This window comes from Streptomyces racemochromogenes, assembly GCF_044129415.1.
In the GTDB taxonomy this organism is placed as follows: Bacteria; Actinomycetota; Actinomycetes; order Streptomycetales; family Streptomycetaceae; genus Streptomyces; species Streptomyces racemochromogenes_A.
Genome location: NZ_JBBDHD010000087.1, coordinates 1 through 18,552 on the forward strand (window position 1 = coordinate 1; position 18,552 = coordinate 18,552).

Consider the following 18,552-nt stretch of genomic DNA (forward strand, 5'->3'; position numbering starts at 1 on the left):
GGCCACGCCGGCCGCGGGAGCCGGGCGCGCCACCGCCGCCGCGGGTACGGCGGGGGCCGCGCGGGCCGCGGTAGCCGGGGGGCCGGGGCCGGAGGGCGCCGGGACGGCCGGGAGCGCGGTGTCCGGGGTGACCGCCGGGGTGTCCGACCCCGTGCGGGGGCTCGGGGAGCTGCCCGCCGCCTGGGGGCAGGCCGTCGCCGCCTCGCGGGCGGCCGCCGCGGAGCCGCGCCTCGGCCCGGTGGCCCAGTGGGCGGGGATCGGCCCGTACCGGATGCTGGGCGCGCTGGCCGCCGGGCCCGTGGACGACCCCGCCACGCGGGCCCTGCTGAGCCCGGCCCACCGTGAACTGGCCCGTACGGCCGAGGTGTTCCTGGACTGCGCCGGACAGGCCGGGCGGGCGGCGGCGGCTCTGGGCGTCCACCGCCAGACCCTGTACTACCGGCTGGGCCGGGTGGAGCAGCTGACGGGGCTCGACCTGGACGCGGGCGAGGACCGCCTGCTGCTCCACATGGCCCTCAAGTCAGCCCGGCTGAACGGCTGAACCGCCGGGCGCCCGCTCCGCGTCCGCGATCCCGCCCGCCAGCCGCCGCAGCCCCTCCGCGAACTCCTCGCCCGACGGGGCGGTGGCGGGGTCGAAGAGCCACTGGATCATCAGGCCGTTGAGCAGCGCCTGGTAGACCGCTCCGAGCGTGCGCTCGTCGCGCTCCGTCAGCTGTTCCTCGGGGGTCCCGGTCATCATCGAGACCAGGCCGCGGCGCCCTTCGAGCTGCGAGGCCGCCAGCATCGCCCTCAGTTCGGGCTTCTGGTCCCGGCTCAGCGCCACCTCCAGGCTGGCCGCCCAGACCGGGCCGGCCGTGCCGTGCTCGGCGACCACTCCGTCCCACAGCGCGCGCAGCCGCTCAAGGGAGCCCGCGGCCCCCGCGAGCCCGGCCTGCCGGCCCTCACCCCACTCCTCGATCAGGGCGAGGAACGCCTGGGTGAGCAGCGCGTCCTTGGAGCCGTAGTGGTAGCCGATGGACGCCAGGTTGGTCCCGGAGGCGCTCACGATGTCGCGTGCGGTGGTCCGCACGAACCCCTTCTCGACGAGGCACTTCTTGGCGCCTTCGAGCAGATCTTCACGGTGTCCCATGCCGCCACGGTAGCAAGACATCCGTTTAATACGCACGTATACAAGGAAGGGCCCGGGGTGTGCACCCCGGGCCCTTCCCCAGCGAACGCGCGACGGTCAGACGAGGTTGACCGTACGGGCCGACGCGGCGCCGATCTCCGCCGAGATGGCGGCCAGGACGTCCACCGGTACCTCCGCGTCGACGGTGAGGACGACGAGCGCCTCGCCGCCCTCCTCCGCGCGGGCGACCTGCATGCCCGCGATGTTCAGGCCGGCCTCGCCGAGCAGCAGGCCGACCTTGCCGACCACGCCCGGACGGTCGGTGTAGCGGAGCACGATCATGTGGTCGGCCAGGGCCAGGTCCACGTCGTACTCACCGACGCCCACGATCTTCTGAAGGTGCTTCGGGCCGGCGAGCGTGCCGGAGACCGACACCTCCTGACCGTCCGCCAGGGTGCCGCGGACGGTCACCACGTTGCGGTGGTCCGGGGACTCCGAGCTGGTGGTCAGGCGCACCTCGACACCGCGCTCCTGCGCGAACAGCGGGGCGTTGACGTAGGAGACCGTCTCGTCGACGACGTCCTCGAACACGCCCTTGAGGGCGGAGAGTTCGAGCACCTTGACGTCGTGCTGGGTGATCTCGCCGCAGACCTCGACGTCGAGGCGGACCGCGACCTCGCCCGCGAGGGCGGTGAAGATGCGGCCCAGCTTCTCGGCGAGCGGCAGGCCGGGGCGCACGTCCTCGGCGATGACACCGCCCTGGACGTTGACCGCGTCCGGTACGAGCTCACCGGCGAGGGCCAGGCGCACCGACTTGGCGACCGCGATGCCGGCCTTCTCCTGGGCCTCGTCCGTGGACGCGCCGAGGTGCGGGGTGCAGACGACCTGGTCGAGCTCGAAGAGCGGGGAGTCCGTGCAGGGCTCCTTCGCGTACACGTCGAGGCCGGCGCCGGCGACGCGGCCCTCCTTGATGGCCGAGTACAGCGCGGCCTCGTCCACGATCCCGCCGCGGGCGGCGTTGACGATGCGGACGGACGGCTTGACCTTGTGCAGGGCCTCGTCCCCGATGAGACCGACGGTCTCGGGGGTCTTGGGCAGGTGCACGGTGATGAAGTCGGCGACTTCGAGGAGCTCGTCGAGCGTCAGCATCTTGACGCCCATCTGGGCGGCGCGCGCGGGCTGCACGTAGGGGTCGTACGCGACGACCTTCATGCCGAAGGCCGACATGCGCTGGGCGACCAGGACGCCGATGCGGCCGAGGCCGACGACGCCGAGGGTCTTCTCGCTGAGCTCGACGCCCGTGTACTTGTTGCGCTTCCACTCGCCGTTCTTCAGCGCGGTGTTGGCCTGCGCGATGTTGCGGGCGGTGGCGACGAGGAGGCCGCAGGCGAGCTCGGCGGCGGTGACGATGTTCGAGGTCGGGGCGTTCACGACCATCACGCCGGCCTTGGTGGCGGCGGAGACGTCCACGTTGTCGAGGCCCACACCGGCGCGGGCGACGACCTTCAGCTTCTTGGCGGCGGCGATGGCCTCGGCGTCCACCTTGGTGGCGGAGCGGACCAGGATGGCGTCGACGTCGACGATGGCGGGCAGCAGCTGTGCCCGGTCGGCGCCGTTGACGTGCCGGATCTCGAAGTCCGGACCGAGCGCGTCCACCGTGGCGGGCGACAGCTCTTCGGCGATGAGTACGACAGGTTTCGAGCTCACGTGGGTCCTCACAAGTCCAGTGCGGACGGCCGTCCCGACGGCCGCAGGCGGTGGAGGGGGTAGCCGCGTGGAAGACGCACGACACTGTGGGCCTGACGCGTTGTGTTGAGCAGTGTAGTAGCGGTTCCGGCGCGGAATTCCGCCTGTACGGAAGGATCACCCGTCCGTGATTGGCCGGGGTGGACAATCCGCACGTTTCATGGTCTACATTCCGTCGATTTTCGACGGGCCCGCGACCGAGGGTCCGGCCGGAGGGGGATGCGCGGCGGGGCCGGGACTGCGTGTCCCGGCCCCGCCGTGCGCGAGATCAGCTCTCGTCGCTGTCGACCCAGCTCATCAGCTTGCGCAGCTTCTTGCCGGTGGTCTCCAGCAGGTGCTCGGAGTCCGCCTTCTTGTACTCGTTGTACTTCGGCAGACCGGCCTTGTACTCGGCCATCCACTCCTCGGCGAACTTGCCGCTCTGGATCTCCTCCAGGACCTTCTTCATCTCGGCCTTGGTGGCGTCGGTGATGACGCGGGGGCCGGTGATGTAGTCGCCCCACTCGGCGGTCTCGGAGACGGACCAGCGCATCTTCTCCAGGCCGCCCTCGTACATGAGGTCCACGATGAGCTTCAGCTCGTGCAGGCACTCGAAGTACGCGATCTCCGGCTGGTAGCCGGCCTCGGTCAGGGTCTCGAAACCGGCCTTGACCAGGGCGGAGGCGCCACCGCAGAGGACGGCCTGCTCACCGAACAGGTCGGTCTCGGTCTCCTCGGTGAAGGTGGTCTTGATGACGCCGGCGCGGGTGCCGCCGATGCCGGCCGCGTACGACAGGGCCAGGGCGAAGGCGTTGCCCGAGAAGTCCTGCTCGACGGCGGCGATGCACGGAACGCCGCGGCCCTCCTCGTACTGGCGGCGGACCAGGTGGCCCGGGCCCTTCGGGGCGACCAGGGCGACGTCCACGTTGGCCGGGGGCTTGATGAAGCCGTAGCGGACGTTGAAACCGTGGCCGAAGAAGAGCGCGTCGCCCTCCTGCAGGTGGTCCTTGATGGACGCCTCGTAGATCTCGGCCTGGAGCGGGTCCGGGGTCAGGATCATGATGACGTTCGCCCACTCGGCGGCCTCGGCCACGGGGAGGACCTTCAGGCCCTGCTCCTCGGCCTTCGCCTTGGACTTCGAGCCCTCCTTGAGGCCGACGACGACGTCGACGCCGGAGTCACGGAGCGACAGCGCGTGGGCGTGGCCCTGGCTGCCGTAACCGATGACCGCGACCTTGCGGCCCTGGATGATGGACAGGTCGGCGTCGTTCTCGTAGAACAGCTCGGCCACTGGGGTATCTCCTTGGTGCGCTGATGTTGCACCCACCGTACGGCGGGGAACGGAATAAGAGTTTGTCGGTCTCGCCATGCGAACCGGGCGTGTCCCGCCCGGTCCAGGCGTGGCGTCAGGCGCGTGTCAGGCGCTGCGTTCCAGGGAGCGCAGGCTGCGGTCCGTGATGGACCGGCCGCCGCGCCCTATGGCGATGGTGCCGGACTGCACCAGTTCCTTGATGCCGAAAGGCTCCAGCATCTTGAGCATGGCGCTGAGCTTGTCGCTGCCGCCGGTGGCCTCGATGGTGACGGCCTCCGGGGAGACGTCGACGGTCTTGGCGCGGAACAGCTGGACGATCTCGACGATCTGCGAGCGCGTTTCGTTGTCGGCGCGGACCTTCACCAGAACGAGTTCGCGTTCGATGGCGTTCGACGGCTCCAGCTCGACGATCTTGAGCACGTTGACCAGCTTGTTGAGCTGCTTGGTCACCTGCTCCAGCGGGAGGTCCTCCACGTTCACGACGATGGTGATGCGGGAGATGTCGGGGTGCTCGGTGACACCGACCGCGAGCGAGTCGATGTTGAACCCGCGGCGGGAGAACAGGGCGGCGATCCGGGCGAGGATGCCGGGGGTGTTCTCGACCAGGACCGAGAGCGTGTGCTTGGACATGTGAGTCGTTCTCTCTCTCAGGCTCTCTCGGCTCAGTCGTCTTCGTTGTCGCCGAAGTCGGGGCGGACGCCCCGGGCTGCCATGACCTCGTCGTTGGAGGTGCCGGCGGCGACCATCGGCCACACCATGGCGTCCTCGTGGACGATGAAGTCGATCACGACCGTGCGGTCGTTGATGGCGTTGGCCTCGGCGATGACCTTGTCCAGGTCCGCCGGGTCCTCGCAGCGCAGCGCGACGCAGCCCATGGCCTCGGACAGCTTGACGAAGTCCGGGACGCGGGTGCCCTGGCGGGGGGCGACGGACTCGCCGAGCTGGGAGCCCACCGTGTCGTGGCCGGTCTCGTCGCCGTGGAGCACGGTGTTGGAGTAGCGCTGGTTGTAGAACAGCGTCTGCCACTGGCGGACCATGCCGAGGGCGCCGTTGTTGATGATGGCGACCTTGATCGGGATGTTGTTCAGCGCGCAGGTGGCCAGTTCCTGATTGGTCATCTGGAAGCAGCCGTCGCCGTCGATCGCCCAGACCGCGCGGTCCGGCATGCCGACCTTGGCGCCCATCGCGGCGGGGACCGCGTAGCCCATGGTTCCGGCGCCGCCGGAGTTCAGCCAGGTGCGGGGCTCCTCGTACTTGACGAAGTGGGAGGCCCACATCTGGTGCTGGCCGACGCCGGCCGTGAAGATCGTGCCCTGCGGGGCGAGGGCGCCGATCCGCTCGATGACCTGCTGCGGCGAGAGCGAGCCGTCCTCGGGCAGGTCGTAGCCCAGGGGGTAGGTCTCGCGCCAGCGGTTGAGGTCCTTCCACCAGGCGGTGTAGTCGCCCGTGTGGCCGTCGTTGTGCTCGGCCTGGACCGCCTGGACGAGGTCGGCGATGACCTCGCGGGCGTCGCCCACGATCGGGACGTCGACCTCGCGGTTCTTGCCGATCTCGGCCGGGTCGATGTCCGCGTGGATGACCTTGGCGAAGGGGGCGAAGCTGTCCAGCTTGCCGGTGACGCGGTCGTCGAAGCGGGTGCCGAGCGCGATCAGGAGGTCCGACTTCTGGAGCGCCGTGACGCCGGTGACGGAGCCGTGCATGCCCGGCATGCCCACGTGCAGCGGGTGGCTGTCGGGGAAGGAGCCCAGGGCCATCAGGGTGGTGCAGACCGGGACGCCGGTCAGCTCGGCGAGGACCTTCAGCTCGGCCGTGGCGCCGGACTTCATGACGCCGCCGCCGACGTACAGGACCGGGCGCTTGGCCTGGACGATGAGCTTGGCGGCCTCGCGGATCTGCTTGGCGTGCGGCTTGGTGACCGGCCGGTAGCCGGGCAGGTCCAGGGCCGGGGGCCAGGAGAAGGTGGTCTTGGCCTGGAGGGCGTCCTTGGCGATGTCGACCAGGACCGGGCCGGGGCGGCCGCTGGAGGCGATGTGGAAGGCCTCCGCGATGGTCTTGGCGATGTCCTCGGCCTTGGTGACCAGGAAGTTGTGCTTGGTGATCGGCATCGTGATGCCGACGATGTCCGCCTCCTGGAAGGCGTCGGTGCCGATCGCCTTGGAGGAGACCTGGCCGGTGATCGCGACCAGCGGGACGGAGTCCATGTGGGCGTCGGCGATCGGGGTGACGAGGTTGGTGGCGCCCGGGCCGGAGGTGGCCATGCAGACGCCGACCTTGCCGGTGGCCTGCGCGTAGCCGGTGGCGGCGTGGCCGGCCCCCTGCTCGTGGCGGACCAGGATGTGACGGACCTTCTTGCTGTCCATCATCGGGTCGTACGCCGGGAGGATGCAGCCGCCCGGGATGCCGAAGACGGTGTCGCACCCCACCTCTTCGAGAGAGCGGATGAGGGACTGCGCACCCGTGACGTGCTCAACTGCGGTGGGCTGCTGCCCACCCGTACGGGGCCGCGGCTGCGGATGGTGGGCCCCGGAGGCCTGCTCGGTCATCGGCATTCTCTTCTCGAAGCTGAGGGTTTTACGAGGAGCGGGGGTGCCCCGGTTCTCGTCCGGGTGCGTGTGCCAGTGCAACAAAAAACCCCTCGTGCCAGGTGGCAAGCGAGGGGAGCGCGTCGGCGGTGTGGAGCGGGGACATGCAGGTCCCAGCTTCAGCCGACGCGCTTTCCAAGTACGAGAATTCGGGTGCGCATGGCATTGACCCTCCCTCCGGCGGGAGGTCGATGTCAAGCGGGTGGGACGGGCGTCTCATTATTTGAGCCTCTATGGATGACCATCGAGCCACCGGACGAGCCTCCGGCCAAGGCAGGCTGGGCCGTACCGCCCGGTACTGGGAACGTACCCCTCACGAGCGCGCGGCGCAGCCTGTATTCGTCGAGGGGGCCGGAAAACGCCATTCCCTGTCCGTGGGTGCAGCCCATGGCGCGCAGGGCCGCCACCTGCTCGGGGAGGTCCACGCCGTCGGCCACGGACTGCATGCCCAGATCATTTGCAATGCGCAACAATCCTGCGGTGATCTTGTGCAGTCGGGCGGACTCGACGACGCCCTCGACCAGGCCCCGGTCGAGCTTGAGCAGGTCCACCGGAAGGCGGCGGAGGGCGCTGATGGCCGCGTAGCCGCTGCCGAAGCCGTCCAGGGCGATCCGGACGCCGAGCCGGTGCAGGGCGGTCAGGCGGCGCTCCAGCTCGTCGAAGGGGACTCTGGGGTCGGAGGCGGCCAGTTCGAGGACGAGGGCGCCGGAGGGCAGACCGTGCCGGCCGAGCAGGGCCTCCACGGAGCCGCCGGGCACCGCGTGGTCGAGCAGCCGCCGGGCGGTCATCCGTACGACCACTGGTACGTCGTGGCCCGCGAGATGACGCTCCGCGGCCTCGGCCACCGCCTCTTCGAGGAGCCATCGGCTCAGCTCGGCGGCCCGGGAGGGGTCCGGGCCGCCTCCGGGGCCGCCCTCGCTGTGTTCGGCCACCCGCAGGAACTCGGACGGGGTGAAGAGGATCCCCTGGGCGGAGCGCCAGCGGGCCTGTGCGGCGACCGCGGTGACCTCGCCGCCGGCCAGGGAGACGACGGGCTGGTGCAGCAGGGCGAACTCGCCCTCGTGCAGCGCGGTGCGCAGCTTCCCGGCCAGCTCGGCCCTGCGGACGACCTCGGCCTGCATCTGCGGGGCGTACAGCTCGACGCGGTCCTTGCCGGCCGCCTTGGCCCGGTACATCGCGAGGTCGGCGTTGCGCATCAGGTCCGAAGGGGTGATGCCGGGGTCGGCGAAGGCCACGCCGATGCTGGCGGCGACCCGGACCTCGCTGCCGGCGATGCGGTAGGGCTGGGAGAGGGTGCCGCGCAGCCGGTCGGCGATCTCGTGGACCTGGTACTCGCGGGCACTGCGGTCGCGGCTGCCGTCGCCGAGGATGAGGGCGGCGAACTCGTCCCCGCCGAGGCGGGCGGCGGTGTCCCCGGCCCGGACGGCGTCCTGGAGGCGGCGGGCGGCCTCGACGAGCAGTTCGTCTCCCGCCTGGTGGCCGATGGTGTCGTTGACGGCCTTGAAACCGTCGAGGTCGATGAAGAGCACGGCGGTGCTGTGGTCGCCTGCGCGGCGGCCGGTGAGGGCCTGGCGGACGCGGCGGGTGAACAGGGCGCGGTTGGGGAGGTCGGTGAGCGGGTCGTGCTCGGCGCTGTGCTGGAGCTGGGCCTGGAGGCGGACCCGCTCGGTGACGTCCCGGCTGTTGAGGATGAGTCCGCCCTGGTGCCGGTTGACGGTGGACTCCACGTTGAGCCATTCCCCGCCGCCCGATTTGAACCGGCATTCGATGCGGGTGGTGGGCTCTTCGGCGGGCGGGGCGGCGAGGAAGCGGCGCACCTCGTGGACCACGCGGCCGAGGTCGTCGGGGTGGATGAGGGCGGCCAGTTCGGTGCCGACCAGCTCCTCCGCCTCGCGGCCGTAGACGCCGGCGGCGGCGGGGCTGACGTAGCGCAGGGTCCCGGTGGGGGCGGCGATCATGATGACGTCGCTTGAGCCCTGGACGAGGGACCGGAAGTGGTTCTCCTTCTGTGCCAGTTCCTGGGTCAGCGCGATGTTGTCGAGCAGCATGATGCCCTGGCGGACGACGAGGGCGAGCACGACGGTGCAGCCGGTGAAGACCACCATCCGGTCGACCTTCCGGCCGTCCACCACGTTGTAGAGGATGCCGAGCGTGCAGACCGCGGCGGCGAGGTACGGGGTGAGTGCGGGCAGCGAGCCGGTGATGGGGCGGCTGTGGGGCCGGTCGGCGCGCGCGGGCGCGGGCCGCGGGACGGGTTCGGGCCGGCGGGCCCCCCAGGGGGCGTAGGCGAGCAGCAGGGAGCCGGCGAACCAGCCGGCGTCGAGGATCTCCCCGGAGCGGTAGGTGGTGTTGAGCAGCGGCGAGGTGAACAGGGCGTCGCTCAGGACGGTCAGGGCGAGGGCCGCGATGGCGGTGTTGACCGCCGAGCGGTTGTTGGCCGAGCGCCGGAAGTGCAGCACCAGGACCATCGAGACCAGCGCGATGTCGAGGAGCGGGTAGGCGAGGGAGAGCGCGGCGCGCGGGACGCTGCCGGGCGCCCCGGACTGGGCGGTGCGCGCGGCGTTGGCGAGGGCGAGGCTCCAGGAGAGGGTCAGCAGGGAGCCGCCGATGAGCCAGGAGTCGAGCGCGAGGCAGACCCATCCGGCGCGGGTGACCGGGCGTTTGGCGAGGACGAGCAGGCCCACGATGGCGGGCGGGGCGAAGCAGAGGAAGGCGAAGTCCGCGAGCGAGGGCTCGGGCACCTTGCGGTCGAGGACGACCTCGTACCAGCCCCAGATGCCGTTCCCCAGGGCCCCCATGAGCGAGGAGAACGCGAACATCAGCCAGGCGGGGCGCTCGCGGCGGTCGATCGCGCGCGCGTAGTGGTAGCAGGAGACGGCGGCCAGTAATCCGGCGGTGCTGAGCCCGAAGTCGCCCATGATCTCGGCGAGTTCTTCCGAGCCCCAGCCGAGGGCGGCCCCTACGGCGTAGCCGCCGCTGACCACCGCGAGGAGGAGTTGCGCCCCCAGGCCCTTGCCCCCGCCGCCGGCGACCGGAGGCCGGGTCAGGAGCGCCGCCCCCGGGGCGCTCACCGGTCCCCCTCGCACGCCGGTCCCGGCGCGCTGCAGTCCCGGCAGCGCCGCCTCCGGCGGCTCTGCCGCATCGGATCCTTCGTCCATTGGCCGTGCATCGCCCGTCGCCCCCCAAAGTGTCCGTTCACCCCAGCGCCAGACGTACGTGGCGCAGCCCCTTGTTCCGGACGATACACCACTTTCGTCACTCAGCGACATAGCTTCTCTACTCTCCGTCACCAACGGGAGGCGTGCGACAACTGCTCGCATACGTATGGACGCGGAGAGTGGGCGTCTTGGTTCAGTCGGTGATCAGAACGGTGTTCTCGACGGGCTCCCCGGCGGCGAACCGGGTGAGCTGGCGGGCGATCAGCCGCTTCGCCCGGGGCTCGAAAGCGGAGCTGCTGCCGCCCACGTGGGGCGTGATCAGGACGTTCGGGGCGTGCCAGAGCGGGTGTGCCGGGGGCAGCGGTTCCGGGTCGGTGACGTCGAGGGCGGCGCGCAGCCGCCCGGACTCCAGTTCGGCCAGCAGGGACCCGGTGTCGGCGACGGGACCGCGCGAGACGTTGACCAGGAGGGCGCCGTCCTTCATCCGGCCGAGGAACGCGGCGCCGGCCAGGCCCCGGGTGTCCTCGGTGAGGGGCGTGGAAAGGATGACCACGTCCGCGTCCGGGAGGAGGGCCGGGAGGTCTCCGAGGGCGTGGACGGGCCCGTGCGGGGCGGTACGGGCCGAACGGGCGACGCGGGTGATGCGGCCGCACTCGAAGGGCAGCAGCCGGTCCTCGATGGCCGCGCCGATCGCCCCGTAGCCGACGATCAGCACGGACTTGTCGGCGAGCGCCTCGTAGAAGCCGCCGCGCCACTCCTCGCGGTCCTGGCCCCGGACCATGCCGGGGATGCCGCGCAGGGAGGCGAGGGTGAGGGTCAGGGCGAGTTCGGCGGTGCTGGCCTCGTGGACGCCGCGCGCGTTGCACAGCCGGACGCCGGGGCGCAGGTGGCCGAGGCCGGGCAGGACGTGGTCGATGCCGGCGGTGAGGGTCTGCACGACGCTCAGGGCGGGCATGGCCGGGAGCGGGCGCAGGGTCACGGCCTGGGACTTCATGTACGGGGTGACGTAGAAGACGCAGGCGGCCGGGTCGGCCGGGAACTCGTCCTCGCCGTCCCACCGTCGGTAGCGGAAGGAGTCGGGGAGGCCGTCGACCTCCCCGGGCGGGAACGGGAGCCAGACGTCCGCGGTCGTTGCAGTCATGATCCCGAGGCTATGCGAAGCGCACGTGATCAAGCCGTTAGTTTGAGGGCCGGACCGGGACAGGGCCGGGAGGGGGGACGCAGGGGTGGAGCGCAGGTCGATCGGGTCGGGACCGTTGACGGTGGGGGCCATCGGGCTCGGCTGCATGCCGATGAGCTGGGCCTACGCGCCGTCGCGGCGCCGGGGCGAGGAGTCGCTGCGGACCCTGCACACGGCGCTGGACCTCGGGGCGAACCTGCTGGACACGGCCGATCTGTACGGGCCGTTCACCAACGAGCTGGCGGTGGGGCGGGTGCTGCGCGAGCGGCGGGCCGAGGCCTTCGTGTCGGCGAAGGTGGGGCTGCGGGCGGGCGAGGGGCACGTGGTGGCCGACGGGCGGCCGGAGTACGTGCGGCGGGCGTGCGACGCCTCGCTGCGGCGGCTGCGCACCGACGTCATAGACCTCTACCAGCTGCACCGGGTGGACCCGGAGGTTCCGGTGGAGGAGACGTGGGGGGCCATGGCGGAACTGGTGCAGGCGGGGAAGGTGCGGGCGCTGGGGTTCTGCGCGCTGGGCGCGGGGGCCGGCCCGGGGGCGGGGCGGCGGGGGGACCGGGCGTACCGCTCGACGCTGCGGCACCTGGAGCGGGCGCAGCAGGTGTTTCCGGTGACGGCGGTGCAGGCGGAGCTGTCGGTGTGGTCTCCGGAGGCGGCGTGGCAGCTGTTGCCGTGGTGCGCGGCGCGGGGGGTGGGGGTGCTGGCGGCGATGCCGCTGGGCAGCGGGTTCCTGACCGGGACGCTGACGCCGGGGCAGGGGTTCGAGGAGGCCGACGTGCGGGCGCGGCACCCGCGGTTCACGGCGCACGCGATGGCGTCGAACCAGGTGCTGGTGGCGGAGCTGCGGCGGGTGGCCCGGCGGCACGGGCCGGAGGTCACGGCGGCGCAGGTGGCGCTGGCGTGGGTGCTGGCGCAGGGGCCGCACGTGGTGCCGGTGCCGGGGGCGGACCGGGCGCGCTGGGCGGCGGAGAACGCGCGGGCGGCGGAGGTGCGGCTCACGGCCGGGGAGCTGGCCGGGCTCGCGGCGCTCCCGGCGGCGGTGGGGGCCTGGGACTGAGCCCGGGACCGAGCGGCCCTCGTGGGAGGGCCGCGACAACCACTCGATCGGGTGTACGAGTGGTGGAACTTGGGCACCCGCCGGATCTGTTGGGTCTTGTGAAGGGCAGGACTGGGCCGACCGGAGGGAAGCGGGACGATGCGGTACGGAGTGCGGGGAGCGGTGCGGGGCGGGCGTTCGGGTACGGGGGCCTACGGCGCCCCGGGCGCGCGGCGCCGGGGGGCGCTGGCCGGGGTCGCGCTGGCCGGGTGCGGGGCGCTGCTGGCGGCGGGATGCTCCGGGCCGGGCGGGGCGCCGCCCGGGGCGGGGGGTTCACCACCGCCGGGGTCGCCGGCGGCGGTGTCCGCGGGGGCTTCGCCGGGGGCGGGTGCGTCGGCTCCGCCCGCGAGGGGCTCGGTGACGGTGACGGCCGAGGTGGCGAAGGGGCTGGACTCCCCGTGGGGCGTGGCCCCGCTGCCGGGAGGGGACCTGCTGGTGGGGTCCCGGGACAAGGGCACGATCAGCAGGGTCCGGACGGACACGGGCGAGGTGACGCAGATCGGCAGGGTGCCCGGGGTGGCGCCCGGTGGGGAGGGCGGCCTGCTGGGGCTGGCGCTGTCCCCGCGGTTCGCCTCGGACCGGCTGGTGTACGCGTACTTCACGACGGAGTCCGACAACCGCATCGCCCGGATGCGCTACGACGAGCAGAGGCCGCCCGGCCAGCAGCTGGGGGCGCCGGACACGGTGCTGAGGGGCATCCCCAAGGGGGTCGTGCACAACGGCGGGCGGATCGCCTTCGGCCCGGACGGGATGCTCTACGCGGGGACGGGCGAGACGGGGAACACGGCGCTGGCGCAGGACCGGACGTCGCTGGGCGGGAAGGTCCTGAGGATGACCCCCGACGGGAAGCCGGTGCACGGGAATCCCGAGCCGGACTCGGTCGTCTACTCCTGGGGGCACCGCAATGTGCAGGGCCTCGCCTGGGACGCGGACAAGCGGCTGTGGGCGTCGGAGTTCGGGCAGCACACGTGGGACGAGCTGAACCTCATCGAGCCGGGCGGCGACTACGGCTGGCCGGTGGTGGAGGGCAAGGGCGGCAAGGCGGGCTTCCGGGATCCGGTCGCCGTCTGGAGGACGGACGAGGCCTCCCCGAGCGGGATCGCCTGGGCGGAGGGTTCGATCTGGATGGCTTCGCTCAAGGGCGAGCGGCTGTGGCGGATCCCGCTGAAGGGGGCCGTGCCGGCGGCGGAGCCCGAGGCCTTCCTGACGGGGAAGTACGGGCGGCTGCGGACGGTGGTGGCGCTCGGCGGCGACCGGTTGCTGCTGGTCACGAGCGAGACGGACGGCCGCGGGTCGCCTCAGGCGGGCGACGACAGGATCCTGGGTCTGACGGTGCGGTGACCGACGGAGCCCCGGTGGGGGGCGGAAGGCACGGTGGGCACGGTGTTCAACATGATCGAGGAGTTGTTCAACCCGGGGCGGCGGCACACGGACGAGGAGAAGAAGCGGCTGGAGCTGTCCCGGACCGATGTGGGTGACGGCGATCCGGGGCGTGGCCCGATAGACCTCGACTCGGGCACGGTCCTCATACGCCCGGCCGGGGGCGCCCGGCCGGAGGCGGAGGGCGACGCGGGCGGCGGCGCCCCGGGGACCGGGGCGGACGCCGCGCCGGGTGGGGGCGGCGCCTCCTAAGGCCGCGGCGCCAGGGCGGCGAACAGGCGCAGCCGGTGGGCGAGCGCCGCTGCCTCGCCCCGGCTCGCGACGCCGAGCTTGGCCAGGATGTTCGAGACGTGCACGCTGGCCGTCTTCGGGGAGATGAACAGCTCCTCCGCGATCCGGCGGTTGGTGCTGCCCGTCGCGACCAGGCGCAGGACGTCCCGTTCGCGGCTGGTGAGCCCCAGGGCCTCGATCGGGTCGGTGTCCGGCGCCGGCGCGGCCGGGTGTGCCTCGTCCGGGGTCAGCGGGAGCCGGGCGCGCTGGGCGAGCAGGGCCAGGTCCTCACGGAGCCGTCTGGAGCCCAGCCGGTCGGCGGTGGCGTGGGCGTCGCGGAGCAGTCCGGCGGCCGTCTCGCGGTCCCCTCCGGAGCCCAGTAGCGCCTCGGCGAGCCGGTGGCGGGCGCGGGCCAGCAGATAGGGGCGTCCCAGGGGGCTGACGGCAGCCTCGACGGCCGTCCAGTCGTCGACGGTGTCGCGGCCCTCGGCGCGCAGCAGCTCGGCCCTGAGGTACTCGGAGTGGGCGGTCCACAGGGGTGCCGGGGTGGCCAGGGTGCGGGCGGCGTCGCGCAGGGCCTCCAGGGCGGCGGCGCGGCCCTCCTCGGTGCCGGGCAGGCCCCGGGCGTCCGCCTCGGCGGTGGCGGAGGCGAGGAGGAGGGGCCAGGCGTAGCGGTGCTGGCCGAGCGGGAAACCGTAGGCGATGGCCTGGGCCGTCTCGGCCCGGACGTCGGCGAGGCGTCCTTCCCCCTCGGCCACGCCGATGGCCAGGCGGAAGAGCGGTATCCGGTGCTGGGGCTGGCTGTCGTGGGTGCCGAAGTGGGCGTGGGCGGCGGCGAGCTGTGCGGCGGCCTCGGCGAGTTCGCCGCGGGCCAGCGCCAGGTAGGCCAGGCGGGCGGAGGCGGAGCCGCGGGGTGCTGCGCCGTGGCCGACGCGCAGGGTGTGCCGGGCCGCCTCGGCGGCCTCGTCCCAGCGGCCCAGGCTGTACAGGCTTTCGGCCATGTTCCCGCGGACCCAGGCCTCGGTGTCCAGGAGCCGGGCCCTGCGGACGAGTTCGACCCCTTGTTCGGCCAGTTCCACGGCTTCGCGGGACCGGCCCATGGATTCGAGTTGGGAGGTGATGTTGATATGGGCGCGGCCCGCCACGACGGTGAACCCGAGCGCGATGGCGCGGTCCTTGACCTCGTGGAGTGCGGCGAGGCCGTTGGGACCGTCGCCGGAGTCCATGAGCAGGCAGCCGTGGGTGATGCGGGCGTTGAGCTCGGTCTCCTCGGCGCCGATCATGCGGGCGTACTCCACGGCCCGTTGGGCGGCGGCGAGGTTGCCGGGGCCGGGGTTGTGGAGCATGCCCCAGCCCGCCACCCGGACGAGGACGTCGGCGTGCACCTGGGACGGGGGCAGTCCCTTGACGAGTTCCTGGGCGGTGGCGATCTCCTGCCATCCGTCGCCGCGGCCGAGGTTGGCGATGAGGCGGGAGCGCTCGGTCCAGAACCAGGCGGCGCGCAGCGGGTCGCCGCCGTCCTCGTCGAGGATCCGCAGGGCCAGTTTGGTGAGCTTCAGGGCCCGTTCGCGGTCGCCGCCGTAGCGGGCGGCGACGGTGGCCTCGGCGAGGAGGTCGACGCGCTGGAGCGGGGTGGTGGCCGGGTCGCAGCCGCAGGGCGGGTAGACCTCGGTGTAGTCGGCGGGGCGCAGTTCGTCGCGTACGTCGTCGGGGACGCTGTCCCACAGGTCCATGGCCCGTTCGAGCAGGCTGAGCTGTTCGGAGTAGGCGTGCCGGCGGCGGGCGGTGACCGAGGCGGCGAGGATGGCGGGCAGGGCCTTGGCCGGGTCGTTGGCGGCGTACCAGTAGTTGGCCAGCCGAATGATCCGCTCCTCGGCGCGGAGCAGGGTCTCGTCGTCTTCGACGGCTTCGGCGTAGCGCCGGTTGACGCGGGCGCGTTCGCCGGGCAGCAGGTCGTCGCTGACGGCCTCGCGGACCAGGGAGTGGCGGAAGCGGTATCCGTCGCCGTCGGCGGTGGCGAGGAGGATGTTGGCGCCGACGGCGGCGCGCAGCGCCTCGATCAGCTCGTCCTCGCCCAGCCGGGAGACGGCGAGCAGCAGCGGGTACTCGACGGTGGAGCCGCCTTCGGCGACGATGCGGACCACGCGCTGTGCGGCGTCGGGCAGGACCTCGACGCGGACGAGGAGCAGGTCGCGCAGGGATTCGGTGAGCCCGGTGCGGCAGCCGCTCTCGTGGGAGGCGACGAGTTCCTCGACGAAGAAGGCGTTGCCGTCGGAGCGTTCGAAGACGGAGTCGACGAAGGCCTCGTCGGGCTGGGAGGCGAGGATGCCGGCGAGCTGGCGGCGCACTTCGCCGCGGTTGAAGCGGGCCAGCTCGATGCGCTGGACGGTGCGGAGCCGGTCGAGTTCGGCGAGCAGGGGGCGCAGCGGGTGGCGGCGGTGGATGTCGTCGGCCCGGTAGGTGGCGACGAGGACGAGCCGGCCCCGGGCGAGGGTGCGGAAGAGGTAGGCGAGCAGGTGCCGGGTGGAGGTGTCCGCCCAGTGCAGGTCTTCCAGGACGAGGACGACGGTGCGGTCGGCCGCGAGGCGTTCCAGCATCCGGGCCGTCAGTTCGAAGAGGCGGGCGGTGCTCTCCTCGTCGTGGGGGCCCCGGGGGGTCTCGCCGAGTTCGGGGAGGATGCGGGCGAGTTCGTCCTCCTGGCCGGCGGCCGCGGCGGCGAGTTCGCCGGGGAGCAGGCGGAGCAGGGTGCGCAGGGCCGTCGAGAAAGGGGCGAAGGGAAGGCCCTCCGCCCCGATCTCCACACAGCCTCCGACGGCCACCACGGCTCCGCGGCGGGCGGCCTCGCCGAGGAACTCCTCGGTCAGCCGGGTCTTGCCGACTCCGGCCTCACCTCCGAGGAGGAGGGCCTGCGGCTCCTGGTCCGCGGCGCGGGCCAGGGCGTCGACGAGGACGGCCAGTTCGTCGGCACGGCCGACGAACACCGGGCTGACAGATCTGGTTTCCACGCCGCCGAGCATCGCACACGGGTGCGGCCGGGCGGCAGTCGTTGTCGGTGCGCTCGTCATCTCGCGTCATTCCACGTGCTGCGTGGTGCGGGTCACGCGGCGCGGGTGAAGAGGCTCCGGTGGCGACTCACCGGCCTTTCGGATTCCTGGCCGCGAGAGGCGCGGGGGGCCTTCTTGGCCTCGCGGGCCATCCGGTACCGGTCGGCCTCGCGGATGAGGTCGGCGCGGCGGGCGGTGGCGATCTCGTACTCGAACATCTCGTTCTCCCTGGTTGCTCTTCTGGGGCACCTCGTTCGGTGTGATCCAAGATTCGCGTCCCAGAGGGGTGCGGCACATGGGGCTCATGCCGCATCTGTGCGGCCGCGGGGTCCTTAGGCGGGGGGCCGGGGGTCCTGAGAAGGCCTTGAGCCGCCCGGGGGCGGCCTAAGGCAGGGGGTAAGGCGGTGCCTATTCGGCGGCCGTCGGGAGGGGGACGAGGAGGTCGAAGTACATGAGTCCGAAGAGCAGCACGCCGAGGACGCCGAGGGCGACGGCGGCCCAGGAGACGGAGCGGACCCAGGCGGGGTGGGCCCGGCCCGGTGCGCCGAAGGCGGGGGCCGCGAGGACGGCGGCGGCGAGCAGCAGGGCGAGGGTGGAGAGGAGGCCGTTGACGAGGGCGGTCATGTGCCAGGCGTCGCCGTACAGGGCGGCGATCTTCTCCTTGGCGGTGGTGGCGTTCGCCGACTCGATCTGGCCGATGAGGGTCTGGCGTTCGCCCATCACGCGGGCGACCCAGCTGCCGCTGAGGGCGATGAGCCCGAGGCCGGCGGCGGTGAGGGCGGCGGCCGCGGAGCCGACGCCGGTGGGCCGCTCGGGGAGGGGGTCCGTCTCGTCGTCGTCCGGGCTCTCGCCGGGCTCTTGGCCTGCGGCGTCCACGGCAGCCTCGGCCTCTGCTTCTGCTTCGGCGCCGGCGGGGGCGGCGGTGTCCCCGGCCTCGGCGGGGGTGCCGGTGACCGGCTTGTCCTCGGCGGCGTCCGTCTCGGGAGCGGTCGGGGCGGCGGTCTTGGTGGTGTCCATGGCGCGCACCGTAGGCGGCGTTTCTGAGAGGCGCCTGAGAGGGTGGTCCGCCCGGCGGCCCCGGTGGGCCGCGGGTCCCGTGCGGTTCCTGCGGCCCTGGCGGCTAGGCGGTGCGGGCGGCGGCCCATTCGGGGGCGAGGACCGACCAGACCTCGGTGTCCTGGCGGACGCCGCGGTGCAGGTGGTTCTGCCGCAGGACGCCCTCGCGGGTGAGGCCCAGGCGCTCGGCGACGGCGATGCTCTTGGCGTTGCCGCTGGCCACGTGCCATTCGACGCGGTGCATGCCGCGCACCTCGAAGGCCCAGTCGATGAGCACCCGGCAGGCCTGGGTGACCAGGCCGCGGCCGGTGCCCGCGGGCTCCATCCAGCAGCCGACCTCGCAGTTGCCGGCGGCGGCGTCGAAGTCCGCGAAGAGGACCCCGCCGACGAGGGTGCCGCCGACCCGGATGCCGTAGAGCCGGCGGCCGTCGGCGGCGGACTTCTCGGCGTTGGAGCGCAGCAGCTGCCGGGCGGAGTCGAGGTCGGTGGCCCGGTCGGGGAAGCCGATGAACTGCCCGATGAACTCCCGGCCCCGGTCGATGTGCGCGAGGAACTCCTCCGCGTGCCAGACCTCCAGGGGGAAGAGCTGGGCGTCGTCGGCCAGGTCTGTCGCGAACATGTGTGCTTCCTTGTGGTGGGTGGCC

General features: G+C 72.7%; 15 protein-coding genes. 4 read left to right on the plus strand and 11 right to left on the minus strand.

Going from position 1 to position 18,552, the window contains the following annotated elements:
• On the plus strand, positions 1 to 541 hold a 541-nt coding region (locus WDV06_RS26270; protein WP_395512253.1), incomplete at its 5' end, for a PucR family transcriptional regulator.
• Here WDV06_RS26270 and WDV06_RS26275 read toward each other — a convergent pair.
• The 7 genes from WDV06_RS26275 to WDV06_RS26305 all read right to left on the minus strand — a co-directional run bounded on the left by WDV06_RS26275 (position 521) and on the right by WDV06_RS26305 (position 11,026).
• The gene (locus WDV06_RS26275; protein ID WP_395512254.1) at positions 521 to 1,129 is read right to left on the minus strand and encodes a TetR/AcrR family transcriptional regulator; all 609 of its coding nucleotides are present in this window, start codon (positions 1,127 to 1,129) and stop codon (positions 521 to 523) included. The two genes, WDV06_RS26270 and WDV06_RS26275, sit on opposite strands and share 21 nt — an antisense overlap.
• Before the next feature lie 96 nt (positions 1,130 to 1,225).
• The gene (serA, locus tag WDV06_RS26280) at positions 1,226 to 2,815 is read right to left on the minus strand and encodes a phosphoglycerate dehydrogenase (protein ID WP_395512255.1); all 1,590 of its coding nucleotides are present in this window, start codon (positions 2,813 to 2,815) and stop codon (positions 1,226 to 1,228) included.
• Between the two features lie 307 nt (positions 2,816 to 3,122).
• Complete coding sequence (ilvC, locus tag WDV06_RS26285) at positions 3,123 to 4,124, minus strand: ketol-acid reductoisomerase (protein WP_395512256.1); 1,002 nt, start codon at positions 4,122 to 4,124, stop codon at positions 3,123 to 3,125.
• A gap of 126 nt (positions 4,125 to 4,250) precedes the next feature.
• On the minus strand, positions 4,251 to 4,775 hold the full coding sequence (gene ilvN / locus WDV06_RS26290; RefSeq protein WP_042816067.1) for an acetolactate synthase small subunit: 525 nt from the start codon (positions 4,773 to 4,775) through the stop codon (positions 4,251 to 4,253).
• A gap of 32 nt (positions 4,776 to 4,807) precedes the next feature.
• Positions 4,808 to 6,694, minus strand: a complete 1,887-nt coding sequence (locus tag WDV06_RS26295; protein WP_395512257.1) for an acetolactate synthase large subunit — start codon at positions 6,692 to 6,694, stop codon at positions 4,808 to 4,810.
• Between the two features lie 227 nt (positions 6,695 to 6,921).
• Positions 6,922 to 9,798 (minus strand): putative bifunctional diguanylate cyclase/phosphodiesterase, encoded by a 2,877-nt coding sequence (locus WDV06_RS26300; RefSeq protein ID WP_395512258.1) that lies wholly within the window; start codon positions 9,796 to 9,798, stop codon positions 6,922 to 6,924.
• A 280-nt stretch (positions 9,799 to 10,078) separates the two neighbouring features.
• Positions 10,079 to 11,026, minus strand: a complete 948-nt coding sequence (locus tag WDV06_RS26305; RefSeq protein WP_395512259.1) for a 2-hydroxyacid dehydrogenase — start codon at positions 11,024 to 11,026, stop codon at positions 10,079 to 10,081.
• 85 nt (positions 11,027 to 11,111) lie between these two features.
• On the opposite strand from WDV06_RS26305, the gene WDV06_RS26310 reads away from it, so the two are divergent.
• The 3 genes from WDV06_RS26310 to WDV06_RS26320 all read left to right on the plus strand — a co-directional run bounded on the left by WDV06_RS26310 (position 11,112) and on the right by WDV06_RS26320 (position 13,790).
• Complete coding sequence (locus tag WDV06_RS26310; RefSeq protein WP_395512260.1) at positions 11,112 to 12,119, plus strand: aldo/keto reductase; 1,008 nt, start codon at positions 11,112 to 11,114, stop codon at positions 12,117 to 12,119.
• A gap of 138 nt (positions 12,120 to 12,257) precedes the next feature.
• Positions 12,258 to 13,499 (plus strand): PQQ-dependent sugar dehydrogenase, encoded by a 1,242-nt coding sequence (locus WDV06_RS26315; protein ID WP_395512261.1) that lies wholly within the window; start codon positions 12,258 to 12,260, stop codon positions 13,497 to 13,499.
• A 51-nt stretch (positions 13,500 to 13,550) separates the two neighbouring features.
• On the plus strand, positions 13,551 to 13,790 hold the full coding sequence (locus WDV06_RS26320) for a DUF6191 domain-containing protein (protein WP_395512262.1): 240 nt from the start codon (positions 13,551 to 13,553) through the stop codon (positions 13,788 to 13,790).
• On the opposite strand, the gene WDV06_RS26325 is transcribed toward WDV06_RS26320, so the two are convergent.
• The 4 genes from WDV06_RS26325 to WDV06_RS26340 all read right to left on the minus strand — a co-directional run bounded on the left by WDV06_RS26325 (position 13,787) and on the right by WDV06_RS26340 (position 18,527).
• Positions 13,787 to 16,825 (minus strand): helix-turn-helix transcriptional regulator, encoded by a 3,039-nt coding sequence (locus tag WDV06_RS26325; RefSeq protein ID WP_395512263.1) that lies wholly within the window; start codon positions 16,823 to 16,825, stop codon positions 13,787 to 13,789. The two genes, WDV06_RS26320 and WDV06_RS26325, sit on opposite strands and share 4 nt — an antisense overlap.
• Positions 16,826 to 16,905: 80 nt before the next feature.
• Positions 16,906 to 17,070: a hypothetical protein gene (locus tag WDV06_RS26330; protein WP_395512264.1), complete on the minus strand. Its 165-nt coding sequence runs from the start codon at positions 17,068 to 17,070 to the stop codon at positions 16,906 to 16,908.
• A gap of 190 nt (positions 17,071 to 17,260) precedes the next feature.
• The gene (locus WDV06_RS26335; RefSeq protein ID WP_395512265.1) at positions 17,261 to 17,869 is read right to left on the minus strand and encodes a hypothetical protein; all 609 of its coding nucleotides are present in this window, start codon (positions 17,867 to 17,869) and stop codon (positions 17,261 to 17,263) included.
• A 103-nt stretch (positions 17,870 to 17,972) separates the two neighbouring features.
• Entirely contained in the window at positions 17,973 to 18,527 is a 555-nt protein-coding gene (locus WDV06_RS26340) for a GNAT family N-acetyltransferase (RefSeq protein WP_395512266.1), read from the minus strand.
• Positions 18,528 to 18,552 lie beyond the last annotated feature (25 nt).